This is a genomic window from Mesorhizobium sp. M7D.F.Ca.US.005.01.1.1 (assembly GCF_003952545.1).
Lineage (GTDB): Bacteria > Pseudomonadota > Alphaproteobacteria > Rhizobiales > Rhizobiaceae > Mesorhizobium > Mesorhizobium loti.
This window is the reverse complement of sequence record NZ_CP034453.1, coordinates 1,973,191-1,993,407: the sequence shown is the minus strand read 5'-3', so window position 1 is coordinate 1,993,407 and position 20,217 is coordinate 1,973,191. Positions and strand designations below refer to the sequence as shown.

Sequence of the window (20,217 nt, the reverse complement as noted above, 5' to 3'; positions counted from 1 at the left end):
TCGCCCCCTACCGCGTCAGCACGACGCCGGCGTCGGGCCGGAAGGAAACCCAGGCGCGGTCGTTCCAGCTCAACGGATCCTCGGTGATACGGGCCGCGTTCATGGTGCTCGCGCGCACCACCTGGCCGTCGTCCAGCCTGACGTGATAGACGGTCATGTCGCCGAGATAGGCGATGTCGTAGACCTCGCCTTCGATGGCGTTGACCGCCTCGGCCGGCTTCTTCGACGACACCTTGATCTTTTCCGGCCTGATGGCGAAGGTGACGGCCGTCCCGGCACTGGCGGTGCCGGCATTATCGGTGCGGATGGTGATACCATTGCCGGCATCGATGCTGGCGCCGCCCGCCTCGCCACGCGCGATCTTGCCCTCGAACATGTTCACATTGCCGACGAAACCGGCGACGAAGCGCGATCCCGGCGCCTCGTAGACTTCGGCCGGCGTTGCCACCTGCATCACCTCGCCCTTGTCGATGATGGCGATGCGATCGGCCATGGTCATCGCCTCTTCCTGGTCGTGGGTGACGACGACGAAGGTCAGGCCGAGGTTCTGCTGCAGGTCCATCAGTTCGAACTGCGTTTCCTCGCGCAGTTTCTTGTCCAATGCGCCGAGTGGCTCGTCGAGCAGCAACACCTTCGGCCGCTTGGCGACCGAGCGGGCGAGCGCTACGCGTTGGCGCTGGCCACCGGACAGCTGATGCGGCTTGCGCTTGGCGAACTGCTCGAGCTTGACCAGCTTCAGCATCTCGGCAACGCGCGACGCGATCTCGGGCTTCGGCATGCCGTCCTGCTTGAGGCCGAAGGCAATGTTGTTCTCGACCGTCATATGCGGGAACAGCGCATAGGACTGGAACATCATGTTGACCGGACGACGGTAGGGCGGGATGCCGCGCAGATCCTGGCCATCGAGCAGGATGCGGCCTGATGTCGGCTCCTCGAAGCCGGCGAGCATCCTGAGCAGCGTCGACTTTCCGCAACCAGACGCGCCGAGCAGAGCGAAGAACTCGCGCTCGAAGATGGTCAGCGACAGATTGTTGACGGCGGTGAAGTCACCGAACTTCTTGGTGACGTTGTCGAACTGGATATATGGCTTGGCGTTCGGGTCGTTCCACGGCGCAAAATCCCTGCGGATGCTGCCAAGCGATTTCATGTCCCACTCCGTCCTGATTATTCCCCTAGAACGGTTCATCGCTTCACGGAAACGCAGAACCGCTCCAACTCCTTGTTCTGACGCAATTCCGGACGGAAAACCGTCCGCACTTTCCTGCAATTGCTTTAGAGAAATCGACCCCGGCAGAGGGCTGCCGGGGTCGAGTCAGATTGCCTACTGGCCCGTTACGATCTTTGTCCAGGTCCGCGTGATGATGCGCTGGGTCTTGGGATCGTAGGGCTGAACGGTATAGAGCTTCTCCAAGGTCGCCGCGTCCGGATAGATCGCCGGATCGTCCAGGATCGCCTTGTCGACGAACTGCTGCGACGCCTTGTTGCCATTGGCGTACAGCACAAAGTTCGACGATTTGGCAATCACTTCAGGCTTCATCATGAAGTTGATAAATTCATGCGCCTCGGCGACATGCGGTGCATCAGCCGGTATCGCCATCTGGTCGAACCATATCTGCGCCCCTTCCTTCGGCACTGCGTAGCCGATTTCGACGCCCTGCTTGGCTTCTTGCGCGCGGTTGCGTGCCTGAAAGATATCACCCGAGAACCCGACTGCCAGGCAAATGTCGCCGTTCGCCAGAGCATTGATGTATTCGGAGGAGTGGAACTTGCGGATGGAGGGCCGGATCTTAAGCATAACCTCTTCGGCTTTGGCGATATCGTCTGGTGACTTGCTGTTCGGGTCGAGGTCGAGATATTTCAACGCCGCCGGGATCATGTCAGCCGGCGAATCCAGCACGTAGACGCCACAATCCTTCAATTTGGCCAGACTTTCCGGGTTGAAGAACACATCCCAACTATCGATCTTGTCGGTGCCGAGCGCTGCCTGCACTTTCTTGATGTTGTAGCCGATACCGACCGTGCCCCACATATAGTTAGTCGAATATTCGTTGCCGGGGTCGTATTTGCTGGTTCGCTCCGAAATGACGTCCCACATATTCGAAAGGTTCGGCAGCTTCGACTTGTCGAGCTTCTGGAACACGCCGGCCTGGATCTGGCGCGCGAGGAAATTGCCGCTGGGCACGACGACGTCATAGCCGCTGCCGCCGGCAAGCAGCTTGGTTTCAAGGATTTCGTTGGAATCGAAGGTGTCGTAGACGACCTTGATGCCGGTTTGCTTGGTGAAATCGTCGATGATCGAACTGTCGATATAGTCCGACCAGTTGAAAACGTTGACGACACGGTCTTCGGCGTGACCGCCGACGGTGAAAAGCGTCAGAAATGCCGAGGTTGCCGAAAGCCAGAGCGCTTTGCGGATCATGCTATTCTCCTTTGGTGAGTGTTCCTTCGCCGGCTCGTCGCGGGGCCGCGCGACCGGGCATTTGTTTCAGACTATTGAGCTTTCCAGAGGGCGACAAGGGCGAACTGCCGACACCATGCGGCCGGTTCGATGAGCGACGAGAGATGGCTCTGTGTCCCTGCGGCGGCCTGGGAGGCGTGCCGATGCCGTCAGAAGCTTTCGCCGTGGCGCGGGCAAAGATACGACGATATGGTCCGGTCTCGATCTGACCGGCGGGGACACTTGGCAAGATACGCCTGTCTTGTTGTTGCCGTATTCCCAGCCTGCCCGCGCGGCTACGAAGTTGTCAATGGCAAAGCTGCGCACCGCCTCAATTAGGCGACGGCACCCCGGTGACCCCAGCGCGCTCGGGCCGTGTTTGGCGCTTGAATTCGAGCCCGATATGGACAACCAACGCCGTCACCACCACCGCGCCACCGATGATGGTGCGCGCCGACGGCACCTCGGAATGGATGAGCCAGACCCATATCGGGCCGAGGATCGGCTCGAACGTGCCGAGCAGCGCCGCGATGGCTGCCGGGATCAGCCGTGCGCCGGTGGCGAAGAACGCGAGACCAACGCCGAGATTGACCACGCCGAAAGCAAAGAGAAAGCCCATGTCACTGACCGATACAGCGAATGTCGATGCCTGTGAGGCGGCAAAGCCTGCCGCAAGCATGGTGCCGAGGCACGTTGCCGGCGTCATGCGTACGCTGGAAAACCGCCGGGTTATGACTGTGGCGATCGAGAACATGATCGCGATCAACAGCGCCAGCCCGTCGCCTATGGGTGAGACCGCGCCATCGAGCGATTCCGACACCATGATGGCGACGCCGGCGATGACGGCGGCAATCGCCACCCAGGTCGTGATGCCAACCCTTTCGCGGAACAACGCCCAGGCAAACAGCGCGGCCAGCAACGGCACGCCGGCCTGCATCAACAGGATGTTGGCGACGGTGGTGTAGGCAAGCGCCACGACGAACGCGGTCGATGCGGTGGCGAAGCAGATCCCGACGCCAAGGCCGGGCAGACCCATGTCACGGAACATTTTCAGCATGCCGCGCCAGCCGTCGCGCCAAACCATGAAGCAGATCAGGAAGGCGGCTGCCCAGATGGAGCGCCAGAAAATAACGGTCCAGCTGTCGCCATTGGTGATGAAGCGGGCGATAGTGCCGCCGAAACTCCACATCAGCGCCGACAGGAACACCAAAAGCATGCCGATGCGCTCCTCCCGCTGCGGGATGGTCGAGGAAGCAAGGATCGGCGATGACGCGGTGTCGATCATGGGCGCGACTGTCGGGCTTTTGTGGACGGGACGATGCGCAAGGGACGACGAAAAGGTGCCCTGTTCGCGTAACGCAAAGATGCCGGCTGGGGGTGAGCCAGCGACCGGCGACAATTGTGGCACCTTGCCGTGGCGTTACTGGAAATCGAAGGCGCTCAAGCCCGTCACCATCTCGTCGAGGCCAAGCGGACGCGTCACCGGTGGTTCGGCGCGCGCCAGGCAGCCGACGCGTTCGCAAAGCCGGCAGGCAGGCCCGACCGGCGTCGCCGCTACACTGCCGGCCTCGGCCTTTGCGGAGGTAACCACGCCGGGCAGTGCCGCGCCGTAAATGATGTCGTCACGAAAGCCGATGTCGCAACCGAGCAGCAACGCGGTGCGGCGCGGGCGTTCCGAGAACGCGCCTTGCGGCCCTTCCAGCGTGCGGGCGATGCACAGGAACTCGGCGCCGTCGGGCATTTCCACTGCCTCGACGAAGATCTGGCCGGGCTGGGTGAAGGCAACATGCACGGGCAGTTTGGGACAACCGCCGCCAAAGCGGCTTTGCGGAAAGCCCTGGCTGCCGGCCTTGCGGAAGCGGTTGCCGGCATTGTCGACCTCCAGCATGAAGAACGGCACGCCTGAGGCACCCTGCCGCTGCAGCATGGTCAGCCGGTTGGCCGCCTGTTCGAAGGAGACACCGAAGCGCGAACGCAGGACGTCGATGTCATAGCGGGCGCGCACGGCAGCCGCGTGAAAGGCCTGGTAAGGCATCATCAGCGCATGCGCCGCATAGCGGCCAAGTTCGAAGCGGGCCAGCCGGCGGGCTTCGTCGGTGGTGAGTTTGAGCGCCTGGATCTCGCCGGCGATCGCGACCGTCATGCGGATCAGGCATGCCTCCATCGCCACTTCGCGCAACTGGTCGAACGGCGACAGGCGTTCGGACAGGAACAGGCGCTGCGAATGACGGTCGTAACGGCGGCGCCAGTTCGGCATGGTGGCGACCGGCAGCACCTTGACGACGATGCCGTATTCGCGCTTCAGCCAGGCCTTCAGCGCACCGAACAGGTCGTCGCCGGGATCGAGCACCGATGTGAATGCCGCGGCCTCCTCCTCGAGGGCTACAAAATGGTTCGGCCGGCGCTCGAAGATCTCGTGCACCTCGTCGATCGGCAGGCGGGCGCCGGAGAGCGCCGTCGCCCGACCCTCGCGCGCCAAAAGCTCGTTGAGGTCGGACAGGCGCTCGGCCTGCTCGCGATAGGCGCGGAACAGCTTTATCACCGCCGCGGACGCGTTGGGCGCTGCCTCGGCAAGCTCGATCAGCTCCTGATCTCCCGGCAGCTCGCCGACCAGCAGAGGATCGGTGAACACCTCCTTCAAGGCCGCGACAGACCCCCTTGCCTCGCCCTGCAACTCGTGTGGGTCGACCTTGTAGACGGATGCCAGCTTGAGGATCAGCTGCACCGTCAGCGGCCGCTGGTTGCGCTCGATCAGGTTGAGATAGGATGGCGAAATGCCAAGGCCCTCGGCCATCGCCGTCTGAGTCAGGCCCTTGGCGTTGCGGATGCGGCGGATGCGCGGCCCGGCGAATATTTTCTGGTCAGCCATCGACTGTCCTTGACAGAATTTACACATATTTCGCGGCGATCTCGCCGCGCCATGCTTTACAATCGTGACAAATTTACAGCGCAGGCCTGTCAAACGCAACACAGGTTTTCCTTTATATTTTGGCGATTTTCATGATTCTTCTGGCTCATTTCGCGCCGCAATGTAAATTCAGTCATATTCCGGCGCACAGATGATTGATGCCCGGACCCAGGTGCAGAAACCGTTCGGAGTGACCAATGACTGATTTTTACAACCTCGTCCCATCGGCGCCGGAAGGTCGCTTCGACGGTATCGAACGGCCCTATTCCGCGGCGGATGTGAAGCGGCTGCGCGGTTCGGTGCAGATCCGCCAGAGCCTCGCCGAAATGGGCGCCAACCGGCTGTGGAAGCTCATCCACGAGGAGGATTTCGTCAACGCGCTCGGCGCCATGTCCGGCAATCAGGCAATGCAGCAGGTGCGCGCCGGGCTGAAGGCGATCTATCTGTCGGGGTGGCAGGTTGCCGCTGACGCCAACACGGCTGGCGCGATGTATCCGGACCAGTCGCTCTACCCGGCCAATGCGGCGCCGGAACTGGTCAAGCGCATCAACCGCACGCTGCAGCGCGCCGACCAGATCGAAACGTCCGAAGGCAACGGGCTTTCGGTCGAGACCTGGTTCGCGCCGATCGTTGCCGACGCGGAAGCCGGCTTCGGCGGACCGCTCAACGCCTTCGAAATCATGAAGGCCTTCATCGAGGCGGGCGCCGCCGGCGTCCACTATGAGGACCAGCTGGCGTCGGAAAAGAAATGCGGCCATCTCGGCGGCAAGGTGCTGATCCCGACCGCGGCGCACATCCGCAACCTCAACGCCGCGCGCCTGGCGGCGGACGTGATGGGCACGCCTACCCTGGTTGTCGCGCGCACCGATGCGGAAGCCGCAAAGCTGCTCACCTCCGACATAGACGAACGCGACCAGCCTTTCGTCGACTACGGCGCCGGGCGCACGGTAGAAGGTTTCTATCATGTCAGGAACGGCATCGAGCCCTGCATCGCCCGCGCCATCGCCTATGCGCCTTACGCGGATCTGATCTGGTGCGAGACCTCGAAGCCCGACCTGGTGCAGGCCAAGAAATTTGCCGAGGGCGTGCGCAAGCATCACCCCGACAAGCTGCTCGCCTACAATTGTTCGCCATCGTTCAACTGGAAGAAGAACCTCGACGACGCGACGATCGCCAGGTTCCAGAAGGAGCTCGGCGCCATGGGCTACAAGTTCCAGTTCATCACGCTCGCCGGCTTCCACCAGCTCAACTATGGCATGTTCGAACTGGCGCGCGGCTACAAGGCGCGGCAGATGGCGGCCTATTCCGAGTTGCAGGAGGCGGAGTTCGCGGCCGAGGCCAATGGCTACACCGCGACCAAGCACCAGCGCGAGGTCGGCACCGGCTATTTCGACGCCGTGTCGATGGCGATCACCGGCGGCCAGTCGTCGACCACCGCCATGCATGAATCGACCGAGCACGCACAGTTCAAACCGGCCGCGGAATAGCGGATCACAGAAATACAGAGGAAACGCCCAACAGGGCTTGGAACACAAGGAGAAGACCAATGGCATCGATAAGCCGTGTCAAGGAACGCGCCGAGGAACAGTCCACGACGATGAGCGTCGACCAGCAAGCGACGATCCGCATGCTGGCCAACGACCTGCACCGCCTCAACCAGTCGGTGATGAAGGCGGTCGAGGCGGGCGTCTCGGTGGAGCTCGTGCGCTCGGCACGGCATCACGGCGGTGACGGCAACTGGGGCGATCTGCTGATCCCGGTGATTGTCACACAGCAGAGCCACGGCTGATCGAAATCATTGCAACCGACCCATCACCTGCGCAGCCTCTGCGCAGGTGAATTTTCTTTTTATGAAACTCACGTGTGGACAGTTCAGTACAGTAGCGTTGCTTGAAATACACTGCTCCCGGGGATGATTTCGGGTCCTTTTATTTCAACTTGACATGGGTCGCGATCTCACGCCAATTGCGCCTGAGATTCAACTCTGCATTGAAATAGGGGCGAGCTTCTTGGCCGACTTGTGTGCCCGGTGAATCGCGAAGGCGAGACTCCAAGACATCCGAATCTGGTGACCCGCGATTCAAGCACCGAGACGATCCGTGATCCGTCGCAGGTGCTTGTCGTCGGCAGATCGCCAGTCAATCGCGTGGTGATTTCAAAGATCGTCGAGCGATCCGGGCTCAAGCCGATTTCGGAATCTCCCGACACGGCGGCAAGGATCTTGCGGTCCCTCATTCCCGGCGCGGTTGTCCTTGACGGCGGCGCCGACAACAAGGACTGCGACAATCTGATGTCCAGCATCGCCGCGTTGCGGCGGGCCTCGGGCAAATCACAGCCACCGGTGATCCTGCTTTCAACCAAGAATGGCACGACGGAAAGCCTGGGCCTGTCAGATATCATCGACGTAGTGGTCGCCAAGCCGATCACGCCCGAACGGTTGCAACCGGTGATCGATCGCCTGATCGGCCGCTAGAGCAATTGCAGGAAAAGTGTGTCGGCGGTTTTCCGTCCGGAAATGCGAAAACAAATAGCTGGATCCGGCGATCAGCCTGCACTCACGATGCTTTCAACCAGTCCGGGCAGTTGTCCGAGATCGGATATCTGGCGGAACCGCGGTTCGGCAGCCGGCGCCTCAACATGCTCCAGCACCCAGGTCAGTTCATGCGGCACATGGACACCCCAACCGCCGGCCTCGATGGCCGGCACCACGTCCGACTTCAGCGAGTTGCCGACCATCATGCTTTTCGCCGGACCATCGCCGTGGCGGCTGAAGAGCCTGCTATAGGTGGCAGCACTCTTGTCGCTGACGATCTCGACCGCATCGAACAGATCGCCCAGGCCAGAGCCAGTCAGCTTGCGCTCCTGGTCGAAGAGGTCGCCCTTGGTGATCAGCACAAGGCGGAATGCGCCGGCAAGCTTCTCGACAGTCTCGCGCGCGTGCGGCAGGGCCTCGATCGGATGGCTCAGCATCTCGCGGCCGGCATTGAGAATTTCCGATATGACCGATGCCGGCACGCGGCCTTGCGTGACCTCGACCGCCGTTTCGATCATCGACAGGGTAAACCCCTTGATGCCGAAGCCATAGACGGCGAGGTTGCGCCTTTCGGCCTCCAGCAATCGTGCCGAGATGTGCTCCGCTTCGCCATGATCGGCAAGCATGGCGGCAAAGCGCTTTTCCGTCAGGCGGAAGAACTGCTCGTTCTGCCAGAGGGTGTCGTCGGCGTCGAAGCCGATCGTCGTCAGTTTGTTGTCGCGCCGCATTCAATTTCTCGATTAAGATTGGGGGCCTCGATTGGAATTGGGACGGCCGAAACTAAGCCGATTGGAGCGATTTTCAACCGCGTCAGCCAATGCCCGACGCGGCTCCCCTTCCCTTCCATAGGGGCGCACGGCTATACTCCACAATCCGCAACCCAATCTGGTGAATGATGCCGCCTGCAAAAAAGGAAGTCCGTCCGTCGAGCCGCGGAGGACGTGCCCGCACGCCTGCCTTCGTGAAAAACCAACGGGGCGTCAAGAACTGGAAGGAAGTCAGCGCCTGGCTGGAATGGCGCGGCATCGAGGACATCGAGTGCATCACGCCCGATCAGGCAGGCGTCGCGCGTGGCAAGATGATGCCATCGAAGAAATTCACCTCCAACACCTCGCTGGCACTGCCGTCGGCAGTCTTCATGACGACAATTTCCGGCGGCTACCCCGAGGATGGCAACGGCTTCCATTACCCGGAAGACGACGGCGACCTCAAACTGATGCCGGACCTGTCGACGCTGACAGTGGTGCCTTGGGAAGAAGACCCTACGGCCGCGGTCATCTGCGATCTCGTCCACCAGGACGGACGCTCGGTCGAATTCACGCCGCGCAATGTGTTGAAGCGTGTGGTGGCTGCCTATGACAAGCTCGGCCTGAAGCCGGTGGTGGCGCCCGAGATCGAGTTCTACCTGGTGCGCAAGAATCCCGATCCGGACTATCCGCTGACCCCGCCGGTCGGCCGTTCGGGACGCGCGATCGGCGGCGGCGCCGGCTATTCGATCGCTGGCGTCAACGAATTCGACGAATTGATCGACGACATCTACCATTTCTCCGAAAGCCAGGGCCTGGAGATCGATACGCTGATCCACGAGGAAGGCGCCGGCCAGCTGGAGATCAATCTGCGCCATGGCGACCCGATCGAACTGGCCGACCAGGTGTTCATGTTCAAGCGCACCATTCGCGAGGCAGCACTCAAGCACGAGATCTATGCCACCTTCATGGCCAAGCCCATCCAGGGGCAGCCCGGCTCCGCCATGCACATCCATCAGTCGATCATCGACAAGAAGACTGGACAGAACATCTTTTCGGCCGAGGACGGCTCGGAAACCGAAGCCTTCTTCCATTTCATCGGCGGCATGCAGAAGCATGTGCCGAACGCGCTGGTGATGTTCGCGCCCTATGTCAATTCCTACCGCCGGCTGACACAGGCGGCGTCGGCGCCGGTCAACAACAAATGGGGCTATGACAACCGCACCACGGCGTTTCGCGTGCCACGCTCGGATCCGGCGGCACGGCGCGTCGAAAACCGCATCCCGTCCTCCGATGCCAACCCCTATCTGGCGCTGGCGGCATCGCTTGCCTGCGGGCTGATCGGCATCACCAACAAGATCAAGGCCGAGCCTCCGGTGCTGACCACCGCCAATGCGGACGAGATCGACCTGCCGCGTGGCCTGCTCGAAGCCGTCGACCTGTTCGAGGGCGACGAGGAACTCTGCGCGCATCTGGGCAAGTCGTTCGCCGCGACCTATGCGGCGATCAAGCGCGCGGAATTCGAGACTTTCATGGAAGTGATCAGTCCGTGGGAGCGGGAGTATCTGCTTCTCAACGTGTAGGGGAATAGGGCAGTAGGGCAGTAGGGCAGTAGGGCAGTAGGGCAGTAGGGCAAGGATGGCAGCCAAGATTGAATCGTACAGGGATTTAATTGTCTGGCAGCAAGCTATGGATCTGGCGGTATCGATCTACGAAACAACCAGAGCTTGGCCAAGGGATGAGCTCTACGGACTGACGACTCAGGTACGCCGTGCAGCCACCTCCGTTCCCGCCAACATTGCCGAAGGTTACGGGCGCGAAAGCCGAGCTTCCTATCAGCAATTTCTCAGGATCGCCAGGGATCCCTCAAGGAACTGGAGACCCATCCTGCTGATCGCGCAACGCGTCGGAATCGCCTCGCACGGGACGGTCGAACCATTGATGACCCGCAGTGAGAGCGTAGGAACGCTCTTGCGGCTTCTGATCCGAAAACTGTCACCGGAATAGCCCCACCTACTGCCCTACTGCCCTACTGCCCTACTGCCCTACTGCCCTACTGCCCTACTGCCCTACTGCCCTACTGCCCTACTGCCCTAGGACTTCTCATGCCTTACCAATCCCCGATCTCCCCCGGCCGCTCCTGGTACGAGGACACAGCCGGCCCGAGACCTGAATACCCGGCGCTGGATGGCGACCGGACATGCGATGTCGTCATCATCGGGGGCGGCTTTACCGGTCTGTCGGCGGCAACCCATCTGGCCAAGGCGGGCACCAATGTCGTGCTGATCGAGGCGTATCGCTTCGGTGATGGCGCCTCGGGGCGCAATGGTGGTCAGCTCGGCACCGGCCAACGCGCCTGGGCAGAGGAGCTGGAAGCCGAGTATGGTTTCTCCCGCGCCAAGGCGCTGTTCGATCTCGCCGAAGAGGCGAAGACGCATCTCCTCGAATTCACTGCCGCCAACCAGATCGATATCGACTATATGCCGGGCCAGCTCTCGGTGGCGCACAAGCCGCGCTACCTCGACGACTACAAGGCGCATGCCGAGACCATGGCGAGCCGTTTTTCCTACCCGCATATTTCGTTCATGGATGCCAGGGAGACGGCGGAGCGGCTGGGCTCGACCGCCTATTTCGGCGGCACGCGCGACACCGGCACTGGCCACATCCACCCGATGAAGCTGGTGATCGGCACGGCGCGGGTGGCAGCGCAAGCGGGCGCGCAGCTGTTCGAGGGAACCCCATCGACCGGCATCTTTTCCAATGGCGGCAAGGTCAAGGTTTCGACACCGAGAGGCACGGTGACCGCGCAGAAATGCCTGATCGCAGTCAATGCCTATGGCGGCACGCTCGAGCCGGTGAGTGCGGCGCACATCATGCCGATCGGTTCCTTCATCGGCGCGACCGTTCCTCTGGGCGCGGACTCAGACGTGCTGCCGGGCGGCGAGGCGGTCGACGATTCCCGCTTCGTCGTGCGCTATTTCCGCAGATCGAAGGACGGGCGATTGCTGTTCGGCGGACGCGAGGTTTATGGCGTCAACGATCCGAAGGACATCCACATCCACATCCGCCGCCAGATCGCGGAACTCTATCCGGCGCTCAGGGATGTCGAGATCACGCATGGCTGGGGCGGCTATGTCGGCATCACGGTGCCGAGAAAGCCGTTCGTGCGCGAAGTGATGCCCAATGTGATCTCGGCCGGCGGCTATTCCGGCCACGGCGTCATGCTGTCCAACTTCTTCGGCAAGCTCTATGCCGAAACCGTTGCCGGCAACCGCGACCGGCTGAAGCTGATCGAGGATCTGAAAATCCCGCAGTTCCCCGGCGGCCGGCGCTTCCGCACGCCACTGCTGTTCCTGGCGCTCAACTGGTTTGCGCTACGGGACAGGATATAGAGCCTGTTCCGTCCCGACGGAAACAGGATCGGTTCCATCTGCTGGTTGGCATGATTTTTGGCGAGGGCCTGAAGCCATTTTCGGGGTCCTGCCTCAGGCTGGACAGGATCGTTCTGAATTCCTGTAATATTGCTGTAATATTTGTTGCCGTAGCGGCACATTGCAGAATCCCCGGCAAAGGTGCAGAATCGCAGGGAAGGCGTAGTGATGCCACAATCGCCGGCAAAAGATGCCGGTTGTGGGCGACTGACGGGGAATTCTGCGGGCTTGCCCGCTTTGGTTTCTTGGGACCGATGCAGATCTGGCGCCAGGTTCTTGGCATTCGATCGAAAGAACATCGGCCCGCTTATGGAGGTGGCAAGAGTGAGAGAGCCCTTCAGTTTCGGTACGCCGGAACGTCGGCGCTTTGCCATGCAGTTCGGATATGACATGCGGCCGTCCTTCTGGCAGGAAGTCCGTTCGAATTCGCATCTGGTGATCGCCGCGATCGGCACCGCCGCACTGCTTGGCGTCGCCGCGGTGGCACTGTGGCTGGCTTTGCCGGCCAATGACAGGCAGGCGGCCGCGAGCCCCGAGCAGACCATTCCGACCATTCCGGTGAAAACGACGAAAATCGCCCCGGTGGGGGCCGCAGTCGCTGCGGCGGCCGTGCCGCAGGCGCGCAAGTCCGACGCGGTTTCACCAAGTGTGGCGGCCGCGCAAACCAACGTACAAGCGCTCGCGGCCAACGATCCTCGTTGGACCGGTTCGCAACCGAAGGCTGCATCCGCTTCGGACGCGCCTGCTCCCAGCCAGGTGGCGAACCAGGCCGAACAGGCGCCGGACAAGCCGACGGCGGCATTCGTGCAGCCGGCAGCCGATACTGATGCCAGCACCGAACTCGCCAAGGTTGCCGCGCCGACCGCAGCGGCGGGCAGCCATCCCGATGGCGCACAAACCGCAGCCATCCCCACGGTGCAGCCGCAAGTGCCGGAGCAGCAGCCCGCGGCGGCGGAAAGCGACGGCAGCCAGGCCAAGGCGAAGCCCAGGAAGCTCGCAGCCGCCGGAACGGGGCGTATCCTGAGGACCGTGACCATGCGAAGCGGCCCGAAGAAAAATGCCGCCGCCATCGGCACGGTGCCGGCGAGAACCTCGGTGCAGGTGATGAGCTGCAAGCAATGGTGCCAGATCACCTACAACGGCAAGACCGGCTGGGTCTACAAGAGCTACATCAAGACCGGCGCCTGACAGCCACCGCAACCTGTCGCCGAAACGCTGGCTGCGTTGGCGTACCTCTTGTTTTGGTGCATGTCGTTGCCCCAAAATCGCTTCGCACTTTTGGGCGACATACACCAGGCTTTCAGATACAGCGGCCGCCGTCGACCTCGAGCGCCACACCGGTGATGAAGGCCGCCTCGTCCGAGGCAAGCCAGAGCGCTGCGTTAGCAATGTCGAGTGGCGTCGAAAGCCGGCCGAGCGGGATCGATGCCCGAAACTTCTCGCGGATTTCGGGCGTATCGGCACCCATGAACTTCTCCAGCATGCCGGTCTCGCCGGCAACCGGACAGAGGCAGTTTACGCGGATGTTCTTCGGCGCGAGTTCCACCGCCATCGATTTGGTGGCGGTGATCGCCCAGCCTTTCGACGCATTGTACCAGGTGAGACCCGGTCGCGGCCGCAGACCTGCGGTGGAGGCGGTGGTCAGGATGACGCCGCCGCCTTGCCGCTCCATGATCGGCACCACGGCCAGCGCCGCGTGATAGATCGCCTTCATGTTGACCGCGGTGATCAGGTCGAAGGTTTCCTCGTCGACATTGAGCATGTCGCCGTTGCGATGGGTGTAGCCGGCATTGTTGACCATGATGTCGATGCGGCCGAAGGCGCTTTTGGCGGCATAGACCATCTCGTCGAATTCGGAGCGCAGCGAAACATCCGTCTGGGTCCAGATCGCCGCTTCACCAATATCGCTGGCGACGCGCTCCGCACCCTTGGCATTGAGATCGGCGACAACGACCCTGGCGCCCTCCTCGGCAAAGCGCCTGGCGATGCCCTCGCCAAAGCCCGACGCGGCACCAGTGATGACGGCAACCTTGTTTTCCAGACGCATGTTTTTCCCGCTCATGACTGGTGACGGTCTACCAGTGCGCCACCGGCGCTCATCTGCGCAAAGCCACGGCTTCTGACCGGATTGGTCGAAAGATGTGCGGTCATTGCCGATTTCTCCTTTGGCTTTCGCCTCGATCCCGCTCTATGCTGCAACTGCGAAGGCTTCCGGAGCCGCGCCTGTCGACAAGCCCCCAGGTCATCGGACTGTCAAGGGGCAGGCGCATACACCCAGATGTGACACCATGGCACTGGAAAATTTAAATCGATTAGATTATATCAGCCGCGTCACAGCGACCGGCGTCAAAGCGGACAGACCATGACCAGCCAGATCATCCCCGTCGACCCTTTCGACTTCATCATTTTCGGCGGCACCGGCGATCTGTCGGAGCGCAAGCTTCTGCCGTCGCTCTACTATCGCCAGCGCGACCATCAATTCTCCGAGCCGACGCGCATCATCGGCACGTCACGCTCGAAGATGAGCGATGAGGAATTCCAGGCCTTCGCCAAGCAGGCGATCTCCGAGCACGTCAAACCGGCCGATATCGACGCCAAGGAACTGAAGACCTTCCTGGCACGCCTCTCTTATGTCTCGGCCGATGCGACAAGCGGGGCCGGATTCGACAAATTGAAGAAGGCGATCGGCGACAGCGACCGCATCCGCGCCTTCTACCTGGCGGTGGCGCCAACGCTGTTCGGCGATATCTCGCATAAGCTGAAAGAGCACAATCTGATCACGCCGAACTCCCGCATCGTGCTGGAGAAGCCGATCGGCCGCGACCTTGCCTCGGCGCAAGCGCTCAATGACCTGGTCGGCGACGATTTCCACGAAAGCCAGATCTTCCGCATCGACCACTATCTCGGCAAGGAGACGGTGCAGAATCTGATGGCGCTGCGCTTTGCCAACGCGCTGTACGAGCCGCTGTGGAACTCCGCCCATATCGACCACGTGCAGATCACCGTGGCCGAGACCGTTGGGCTGGAAGACCGCGTCACCTATTACGACAAGGCCGGCGCGCTGCGCGACATGGTGCAGAACCATATGCTGCAGCTCTTGTGCCTCGTCGCCATGGAAGCGCCGTCGTCGATGGATGCAGACGCGGTGCGCGACGAGAAGCTAAAGGTGCTGCGGGCGTTGAAGCGCATCAACGGCAACGAGGCGCCGAAGCACACCGTGCGTGGCCAGTACCGCGCAGGCGCCTCGGCCAGCGGAGCTGTAAAGGGCTATGTCGAGGAGCTTGCCCACGACAGCAACACCGAGACCTTCGTCGCCATCAAGGCCGAGATCGGCACCTGGCGCTGGGCGGGCGTTCCGTTCTACCTCAGGACCGGCAAGCGGCTGGCGACCAGGGTTTCGGAAATCGTCATCGAATTCAAGCCGATCCCGCATTCGATCTTCGGCGACAGCGCCGGGCCGATCTTCGCCAACCAGTTGGTTATCCGGCTGCAGCCCGACGAAGGCGTCAAGCAGTTCATCATGATCAAGGACCCGGGTCCGGGCGGCATGCGGCTGCGCCAGATCTCGCTCGACATGAGCTTCGCGCAATCCTTCGATGGCCGCGCGCCGGATGCCTATGAGCGGCTGATCATGGATGTCATCCGTGGCAACCAGACCCTGTTCATGCGCCGCGACGAAGTCGAGGCGGCGTGGAAATGGATCGACCCGATCCAGAACGCCTGGGAAAGCGCCAGACAGGAAGCGCAGGGCTATACGGCAGGCACCTGGGGTCCCTCGGCCTCGATAGCGCTGATCGAACGTGACGGGCGGACATGGCACGAGAGCAATTGAACAGCGCCGCCTATAGCTGGAACGGCTTCGCCGAGCGCCAGGAGCTGGCGGCCGCCCTTGCCGGTCATGTTGCCGGCCGCCTGACCAAGGCAATAGCCGAGCGCGGCACAGGGCTGCTCGCCGTCTCCGGCGGCACTACGCCGGCAAAATTCTTCGCCGCCCTTTCGGCGATACCCATCGCCTGGGACAAGGTGATCGTGACGCTGGTCGACGAGCGTTTCGTGCCAGCCTCCTCGCCGCGTTCCAACGCCGGGCTGGTGGCCGCCAATCTGCTGCAGAACGCGGCCAGGGCGGCGCGCTTCGTGCCGCTCTATCACGAAGCCACCAGCATCGAGGATGCGGCTTCATCCGACAATGCAGCGCTCCAGTCCCTGCCCTGGCCGCTCGATGTCGTCGTGCTCGGCATGGGGCCGGATGGCCACACCGCCTCGTTCTTTCCCGATGCCGACGACCTGGCAACGCTGCTCGACCCGTCTTCCGACAGGATCGTGCTGCCGGTTCATGCGGCAAGTGCGGGCGAGCCGCGGCTGACCCTGTCGCTGGCGCGCATCGTCAATGCCGGCTTCATCGCGCTGCACATCGAAGGCGAGGACAAGCGCACCGCCTTCGACAGCGCGGTGGCACCTGGACCGCGAAAGCCAATCCGCGCCGTGCTCGACGCCGCACACAAGCCCGTAGAGGTTTTCTGGGCCCCCTGATTTGAACTTGCTGAGGGTCCCGGCGGACAGCCGGATTGTGTTCCGGGACCTCGCCTGAAAGGACCGACACCATGACCGCCAGACGCGACATCGAAGCCATCACCGAGCGCATCCGCCAGCGTTCAAAGCCAGGCCGCGAGCGCTATCTCAGCCGCATCGCCGAGGCATCGAACCGCACCGCCAACCGGGCCGTGCTGTCGTGCGGCAATCTTGCTCACGGCTTTGCGGTGTGCAGCCCCTCGGAAAAGCTGGCGCTGGGTGCGGACAAGGTGCCGAACCTCGGCATCATCACCTCCTACAACGACATGCTGTCGGCGCATCAGCCGTTCGAGACCTTTCCGGCGCTGATCAAGGACGCGGCACGCGAAGCCGGCGGCATCGCGCAGGTGGCCGGTGGCGTGCCGGCAATGTGCGATGGCGTCACGCAAGGCCAGCCCGGCATGGAGCTGTCGCTGTTTTCGCGCGATGTCATCGCCATGGCCGCGGCGATCGGCCTGTCGCACAACATGTTCGACGCCGCCGTCTATCTCGGCGTCTGCGACAAGATCGTGCCGGGGCTGGTGATCGCAGCCCTCACCTTCGGCCATCTGCCGGCGGTGTTCATTCCGGCCGGGCCGATGACGACCGGCCTGCCCAATGACGAAAAAGCCAAGGTCCGCCAGCTCTATGCCGAGGGCAAGGCAGGACGCGCCGAACTGCTGGAGGCCGAGTCCAAATCCTACCATGGACCGGGCACCTGCACCTTCTACGGCACGGCGAATTCCAACCAGATGCTGATGGAGATCATGGGCCTGCACACGCCGGGCGCGTCCTTCGTCAACCCAGGCACGCCGCTGCGCGAGGCCTTGACGCGCGAGGCGACCAAGCGGGCGCTGGCGATCACCGCGCTCGGCAACGCCTATACGCCTGTCGGCCGGATGATCGACGAGCGCTCGATCGTCAACGGCGTCGTCGGCCTGCACGCCACCGGCGGCTCGACCAATCACACCATCCACCTGATCGCAATGGCGGCGGCGGCCGGAATCGCCATCACCTGGCAGGATATTTCCGATCTTTCGGAAGCGGTGCCGCTGCTGGCGCGGGTCTATCCGAACGGTCTCGCCGACGTGAACCATTTTCACGCCGCCGGCGGGCTCGGCTTCCTGATCCGCGAACTGCTCGACGAAGGCATCCTGCACGAAGATGTGCAGACGGTCTGGGGCGAAGGCCTGCGGCCCTATGCTGTCGAAGCAAAGCTTGGCGCCGACGGCAGCGTCGTGCGCGAAGCCTCGCCGCGGACAAGCGGCGACGAGAAGGTGCTGGCGCCTTTCAACAAGGCATTCCAGGCGACAGGCGGCCTGAAAGTGCTCTCGGGCAATCTCGGCCACGCCGTCATCAAGACTTCCGCCGTGAAGCCGGAGCGGCGCATCATCGAAGCGCCGGCCAAGGTCTTTGACAGCCAGCAAGGGCTGAATGAAGCGTTCAAGGCCGGCATGCTGACCGGGGATTTCATCGCCGTCATCCGCTTCCAGGGACCGAAGGCCAACGGCATGCCGGAACTGCACAAGCTGACCACCGTGCTCGGCATCCTGCAGGATCGCGGCCAGCGCGTGGCGCTGGTCACCGACGGGCGCATGTCGGGCGCCTCCGGCAAGGTGCCGGCAGCGATCCACGTGACGCCGGAAGCGGTCGAGGAGGGTCCTATCGCGAGGATCCACGAAGGCGACATTATCCGGCTGGACGCCGATGCAGGCACGCTGGAAGTGCTGGTGCCGGCCGGCGACTTCGCGCTTCGCCGGACGGCGGATGCCGACCTCATCGGCAACGAGTTCGGTTTCGGCCGCGAGCTTTTCGCCGGGTTCCGGCAACTGGTCGGCCGCGCCGACCATGGCGCCAGCGCCTTCGGCACGGCTTGATGGGATCACCATCTTGCCCATGAAAAAGGGCGGCTCGTGGCCGCCCTTTTTCACGGGGTTAAGGCAGTTACTTGACGGTGACCTCGACGCGTTCGCCGGCCTTGACCGTAGCCGTGCCTTCCTTTGAGCCGTTGTCGGAGGTGTCGGCGACAATCGCGTAGTCGCCGGCCGGCAGCGTGGTCTGGAACTTCGCGTCGTAGTTATAGCCGATCGACTTGCGGTTGCCGTTGATGTCCTTCTTCGTCTCGAAAATCTCGATCTTCGAGGCGCCGGGCGCGGTGATTGCCAGCACGCCGGCATTCATGGCCACTTTCACATCCTGAGACTCACCGGCCTTCACCGTGAACGGCTGCTCGACCTCTGCCAACTCGACCGTCGCGATCAAAACATAGTCGTCCGGCGGCAGATCGAACTTGCTGTCGGGACCATAGGCATAGGTCACTTCTTCCCTGGTCCCGTCGATCTTCTTCTTCGCCTTGAACACCTTAAGGCCGATGCCCGAACCGTCCGCCTTGTCGCCGCCAGCGGTATAGTAGGCGTTGGCAACGATATGCCCGACGCCGACGATGATGTCCTTTTCGACCGTTTTCCCGGCAGCGAGCGGAACCGTTTCGGTAGCCACGCCCTGGCCGATCGTAACAGTCACTTTCTCGTCGCCGGCCGGCAACACGATCTTGGTGGTCCCATAGTAGGTCGCGGGCGCATCGGCGCCCGGGTAGTCGATCAGGACAGCCGCGCCGTCGACAACATCCGCCCCCGCGCTTGGTCGCGGATGAATAATGAGCGTGCCGGCATTCAGGGTGAACAGCGGCTTGTAGACCTGGCCTGCCTCGATCTTGAGCTTTTGTTCGGTCTTAGCCTCACCGTCGCGCGCGACGATGATGTAGTCGCCCGGCTCCAGATTGCCTTTGTAGGCGCCGTATTCGGTGGTGACGTTGTCGCCGCGCGTGCCATCGGATTTCGCCTTGTAGATTTCCCAGGCATTTCCGTCGGTGACAGGATCGCCGCCTTCGGCAAGCACCGCGGTCGGCAGAAGATTGAATTCCGGCTTGGCAGGCTCGGGCGCTGGCGCCGGTGCAGGTGCCGGCGCTGGTTCGGGTGCAGGCGCCGGTGCCGCGACCGTTTCGACCAACGCCTCCTGCAGCGCCTTCTCGTCGGAGGCCTGGATGTATTTGCCGCCGGTGTTGTCGGCGAGGCAGGCAATCTGCTTGCCCTCATCGGCGGTGAGGCCGAAGCCGACGACATCGGCGGTGAAGTCGACGCCGGATGCTTCAAGCTCCTTGCCAAGCGCGCAAGGGTCGCCACCGCATGTTTCGAGCCCGTCGGTGATGAGCACCACGGTCGCCTTGTCCTCGGTGTATTTCAACGCTTCGGCCGCCTGCTTGACGGCCGCCGTCAGCGGCGTCTTGCCGAGGAATTTCAGGCTGTCGGCGGCGGCCGAAATGGCGCTGGCAGAACCTGCCTGTGGCGGCACGATCAACTGAATGTCGTCGCAGCTGCCCTTTTCGCGATGGCCATAGGCCATGAAGCCGATCTCGTCCTCGGCGGGGACCGATTGAAGCACGGACCTCAGCGATTCACGGGCGATCTCGAGCTTGGGCTTGCCGTCGATCTGCGCCCACATCGAGCCGGAAGCATCGAGAATGATGATGACCTTGTTTGCGGCAAAGCCGAGTGTCGTCATCGACAAAAGAAGGATCGCCGCAGCGACGCTCCGTGCAAGTCCCGCCATCGATA

Annotated in this window: 18 protein-coding genes and 1 tRNA gene; 10 read left to right on the top strand and 9 right to left on the bottom strand. The window is 62.5% G+C overall.

Translation table 11 applies throughout. The features are described 5' to 3' along the window. Positions 1-7: 7 nt before the first annotated feature. From EJ076_RS09465 to EJ076_RS09450, 4 genes are all read right to left on the bottom strand, one after another. Positions 8-1,147, bottom strand: coding sequence for an ABC transporter ATP-binding protein (locus EJ076_RS09465; protein WP_126067714.1), 1,140 nt, complete (start codon positions 1,145-1,147; stop codon positions 8-10). A 174-nt stretch (positions 1,148-1,321) separates the two neighbouring features. Continuing rightward, positions 1,322-2,419: a polyamine ABC transporter substrate-binding protein gene (locus tag EJ076_RS09460; RefSeq protein ID WP_126067713.1), complete on the bottom strand. Its 1,098-nt coding sequence runs from the start codon at positions 2,417-2,419 to the stop codon at positions 1,322-1,324. Positions 2,420-2,768: 349 nt separating this feature from the next. Beyond that, the gene (locus tag EJ076_RS09455; protein WP_126067712.1) at positions 2,769-3,722 is read right to left on the bottom strand and encodes a DMT family transporter; all 954 of its coding nucleotides are present in this window, start codon (positions 3,720-3,722) and stop codon (positions 2,769-2,771) included. 135 nt (positions 3,723-3,857) lie between these two features. Beyond that, positions 3,858-5,306 carry an XRE family transcriptional regulator gene (locus tag EJ076_RS09450; RefSeq protein ID WP_126067711.1) on the bottom strand — a complete coding sequence of 483 codons (1,449 nt, stop codon included), beginning with the start codon at positions 5,304-5,306 and terminating at the stop codon, positions 3,858-3,860. 236 nt (positions 5,307-5,542) lie between these two features. Between EJ076_RS09450 and aceA the strand changes: the two genes are divergently transcribed. From aceA to EJ076_RS09435, 3 genes are all read left to right on the top strand, one after another. Then, positions 5,543-6,832, top strand: a complete 1,290-nt coding sequence (aceA, locus tag EJ076_RS09445) for an isocitrate lyase (RefSeq protein WP_126067710.1) — start codon at positions 5,543-5,545, stop codon at positions 6,830-6,832. A gap of 59 nt (positions 6,833-6,891) precedes the next feature. After that, positions 6,892-7,134 carry a hypothetical protein gene (locus tag EJ076_RS09440; RefSeq protein WP_006202762.1) on the top strand — a complete coding sequence of 81 codons (243 nt, stop codon included), beginning with the start codon at positions 6,892-6,894 and terminating at the stop codon, positions 7,132-7,134. Between the two features lie 276 nt (positions 7,135-7,410). Continuing rightward, a complete protein-coding gene (locus EJ076_RS09435; RefSeq protein WP_245463073.1) occupies positions 7,411-7,818 on the top strand; it encodes a response regulator in 408 nt (135 codons plus the stop codon). Positions 7,819-7,889: 71 nt separating this feature from the next. Here the strand turns inward: EJ076_RS09435 and EJ076_RS09430 are convergent, their stop codons facing one another. Further along, a complete protein-coding gene (locus EJ076_RS09430) occupies positions 7,890-8,606 on the bottom strand; it encodes an HAD family hydrolase (protein ID WP_126067708.1) in 717 nt (238 codons plus the stop codon). Positions 8,607-8,770: 164 nt separating this feature from the next. Between EJ076_RS09430 and EJ076_RS09425 the strand changes: the two genes are divergently transcribed. The 4 genes from EJ076_RS09425 to EJ076_RS09410 all read left to right on the top strand — a co-directional run bounded on the left by EJ076_RS09425 (position 8,771) and on the right by EJ076_RS09410 (position 13,243). After that, positions 8,771-10,207 carry a glutamine synthetase family protein gene (locus EJ076_RS09425; protein WP_164548587.1) on the top strand — a complete coding sequence of 479 codons (1,437 nt, stop codon included), beginning with the start codon at positions 8,771-8,773 and terminating at the stop codon, positions 10,205-10,207. Between the two features lie 55 nt (positions 10,208-10,262). Beyond that, positions 10,263-10,631: a four helix bundle protein gene (locus tag EJ076_RS09420; protein ID WP_126067707.1), complete on the top strand. Its 369-nt coding sequence runs from the start codon at positions 10,263-10,265 to the stop codon at positions 10,629-10,631. Between the two features lie 98 nt (positions 10,632-10,729). After that, complete coding sequence (locus EJ076_RS09415) at positions 10,730-12,016, top strand: FAD-binding oxidoreductase (protein WP_126067706.1); 1,287 nt, start codon at positions 10,730-10,732, stop codon at positions 12,014-12,016. 363 nt (positions 12,017-12,379) lie between these two features. After that, on the top strand, positions 12,380-13,243 hold the full coding sequence (locus EJ076_RS09410) for an SH3 domain-containing protein (protein WP_164548586.1): 864 nt from the start codon (positions 12,380-12,382) through the stop codon (positions 13,241-13,243). Between the two features lie 112 nt (positions 13,244-13,355). Here the strand turns inward: EJ076_RS09410 and EJ076_RS09405 are convergent, their stop codons facing one another. Then, a complete protein-coding gene (locus tag EJ076_RS09405; RefSeq protein ID WP_126067705.1) occupies positions 13,356-14,102 on the bottom strand; it encodes an SDR family oxidoreductase in 747 nt (248 codons plus the stop codon). A 315-nt stretch (positions 14,103-14,417) separates the two neighbouring features. Between EJ076_RS09405 and zwf the strand changes: the two genes are divergently transcribed. Both zwf and pgl read left to right on the top strand, forming a co-directional pair. After that, positions 14,418-15,887: a glucose-6-phosphate dehydrogenase gene (gene zwf, locus EJ076_RS09400; RefSeq protein WP_126067704.1), complete on the top strand. Its 1,470-nt coding sequence runs from the start codon at positions 14,418-14,420 to the stop codon at positions 15,885-15,887. Beyond that, on the top strand, positions 15,869-16,585 hold the full coding sequence (pgl, locus tag EJ076_RS09395) for a 6-phosphogluconolactonase (RefSeq protein ID WP_126067703.1): 717 nt from the start codon (positions 15,869-15,871) through the stop codon (positions 16,583-16,585). Before zwf ends, pgl begins: the two co-directional genes overlap by 19 nt. Positions 16,586-16,707: 122 nt before the next feature. On the opposite strand, the gene EJ076_RS35120 is transcribed toward pgl, so the two are convergent. Both EJ076_RS35120 and EJ076_RS35115 read right to left on the bottom strand, forming a co-directional pair. Further along, positions 16,708-17,571: a hypothetical protein gene (locus tag EJ076_RS35120; RefSeq protein ID WP_164548585.1), complete on the bottom strand. Its 864-nt coding sequence runs from the start codon at positions 17,569-17,571 to the stop codon at positions 16,708-16,710. A gap of 19 nt (positions 17,572-17,590) precedes the next feature. After that, positions 17,591-17,712: transfer RNA gene (locus tag EJ076_RS35115), tRNA-OTHER, on the bottom strand. Between EJ076_RS35115 and EJ076_RS35110 the strand changes: the two genes are divergently transcribed. Continuing rightward, positions 17,692-18,480, top strand: a complete 789-nt coding sequence (locus EJ076_RS35110) for a dihydroxy-acid dehydratase (RefSeq protein ID WP_164548584.1) — start codon at positions 17,692-17,694, stop codon at positions 18,478-18,480. The genes EJ076_RS35115 and EJ076_RS35110 overlap by 21 nt on opposite strands. A gap of 67 nt (positions 18,481-18,547) precedes the next feature. On the opposite strand, the gene EJ076_RS09385 is transcribed toward EJ076_RS35110, so the two are convergent. Next, positions 18,548-20,212, bottom strand: a complete 1,665-nt coding sequence (locus EJ076_RS09385; RefSeq protein ID WP_126067701.1) for a VWA domain-containing protein — start codon at positions 20,210-20,212, stop codon at positions 18,548-18,550. Positions 20,213-20,217 lie beyond the last annotated feature (5 nt).

Coding starts and splice junctions, on each gene's coding strand:
- EJ076_RS09430 (WP_126067708.1), bottom strand. CDS start 8,606: ATGCGGCGCGACAACAAACTGACGACGATCGGCTTCGACGCCGACGAC.
- EJ076_RS09465 (WP_126067714.1), bottom strand. CDS start 1,147: ATGAAATCGCTTGGCAGCATCCGCAGGGATTTTGCGCCGTGGAACGAC.
- EJ076_RS09450 (WP_126067711.1), bottom strand. CDS start 5,306: ATGGCTGACCAGAAAATATTCGCCGGGCCGCGCATCCGCCGCATCCGC.
- EJ076_RS09385 (WP_126067701.1), bottom strand. CDS start 20,212: ATGGCGGGACTTGCACGGAGCGTCGCTGCGGCGATCCTTCTTTTGTCG.
- EJ076_RS09405 (WP_126067705.1), bottom strand. CDS start 14,102: ATGCGTCTGGAAAACAAGGTTGCCGTCATCACTGGTGCCGCGTCGGGC.
- EJ076_RS09415 (WP_126067706.1), top strand. CDS start 10,730: ATGCCTTACCAATCCCCGATCTCCCCCGGCCGCTCCTGGTACGAGGAC.
- EJ076_RS09460 (WP_126067713.1), bottom strand. CDS start 2,419: ATGATCCGCAAAGCGCTCTGGCTTTCGGCAACCTCGGCATTTCTGACG.
- aceA (WP_126067710.1), top strand. CDS start 5,543: ATGACTGATTTTTACAACCTCGTCCCATCGGCGCCGGAAGGTCGCTTC.
- EJ076_RS09440 (WP_006202762.1), top strand. CDS start 6,892: ATGGCATCGATAAGCCGTGTCAAGGAACGCGCCGAGGAACAGTCCACG.
- EJ076_RS09455 (WP_126067712.1), bottom strand. CDS start 3,722: ATGATCGACACCGCGTCATCGCCGATCCTTGCTTCCTCGACCATCCCG.
- zwf (WP_126067704.1), top strand. CDS start 14,418: ATGACCAGCCAGATCATCCCCGTCGACCCTTTCGACTTCATCATTTTC.
- EJ076_RS09420 (WP_126067707.1), top strand. CDS start 10,263: ATGGCAGCCAAGATTGAATCGTACAGGGATTTAATTGTCTGGCAGCAA.
- pgl (WP_126067703.1), top strand. CDS start 15,869: ATGGCACGAGAGCAATTGAACAGCGCCGCCTATAGCTGGAACGGCTTC.
- EJ076_RS09425 (WP_164548587.1), top strand. CDS start 8,771: ATGATGCCGCCTGCAAAAAAGGAAGTCCGTCCGTCGAGCCGCGGAGGA.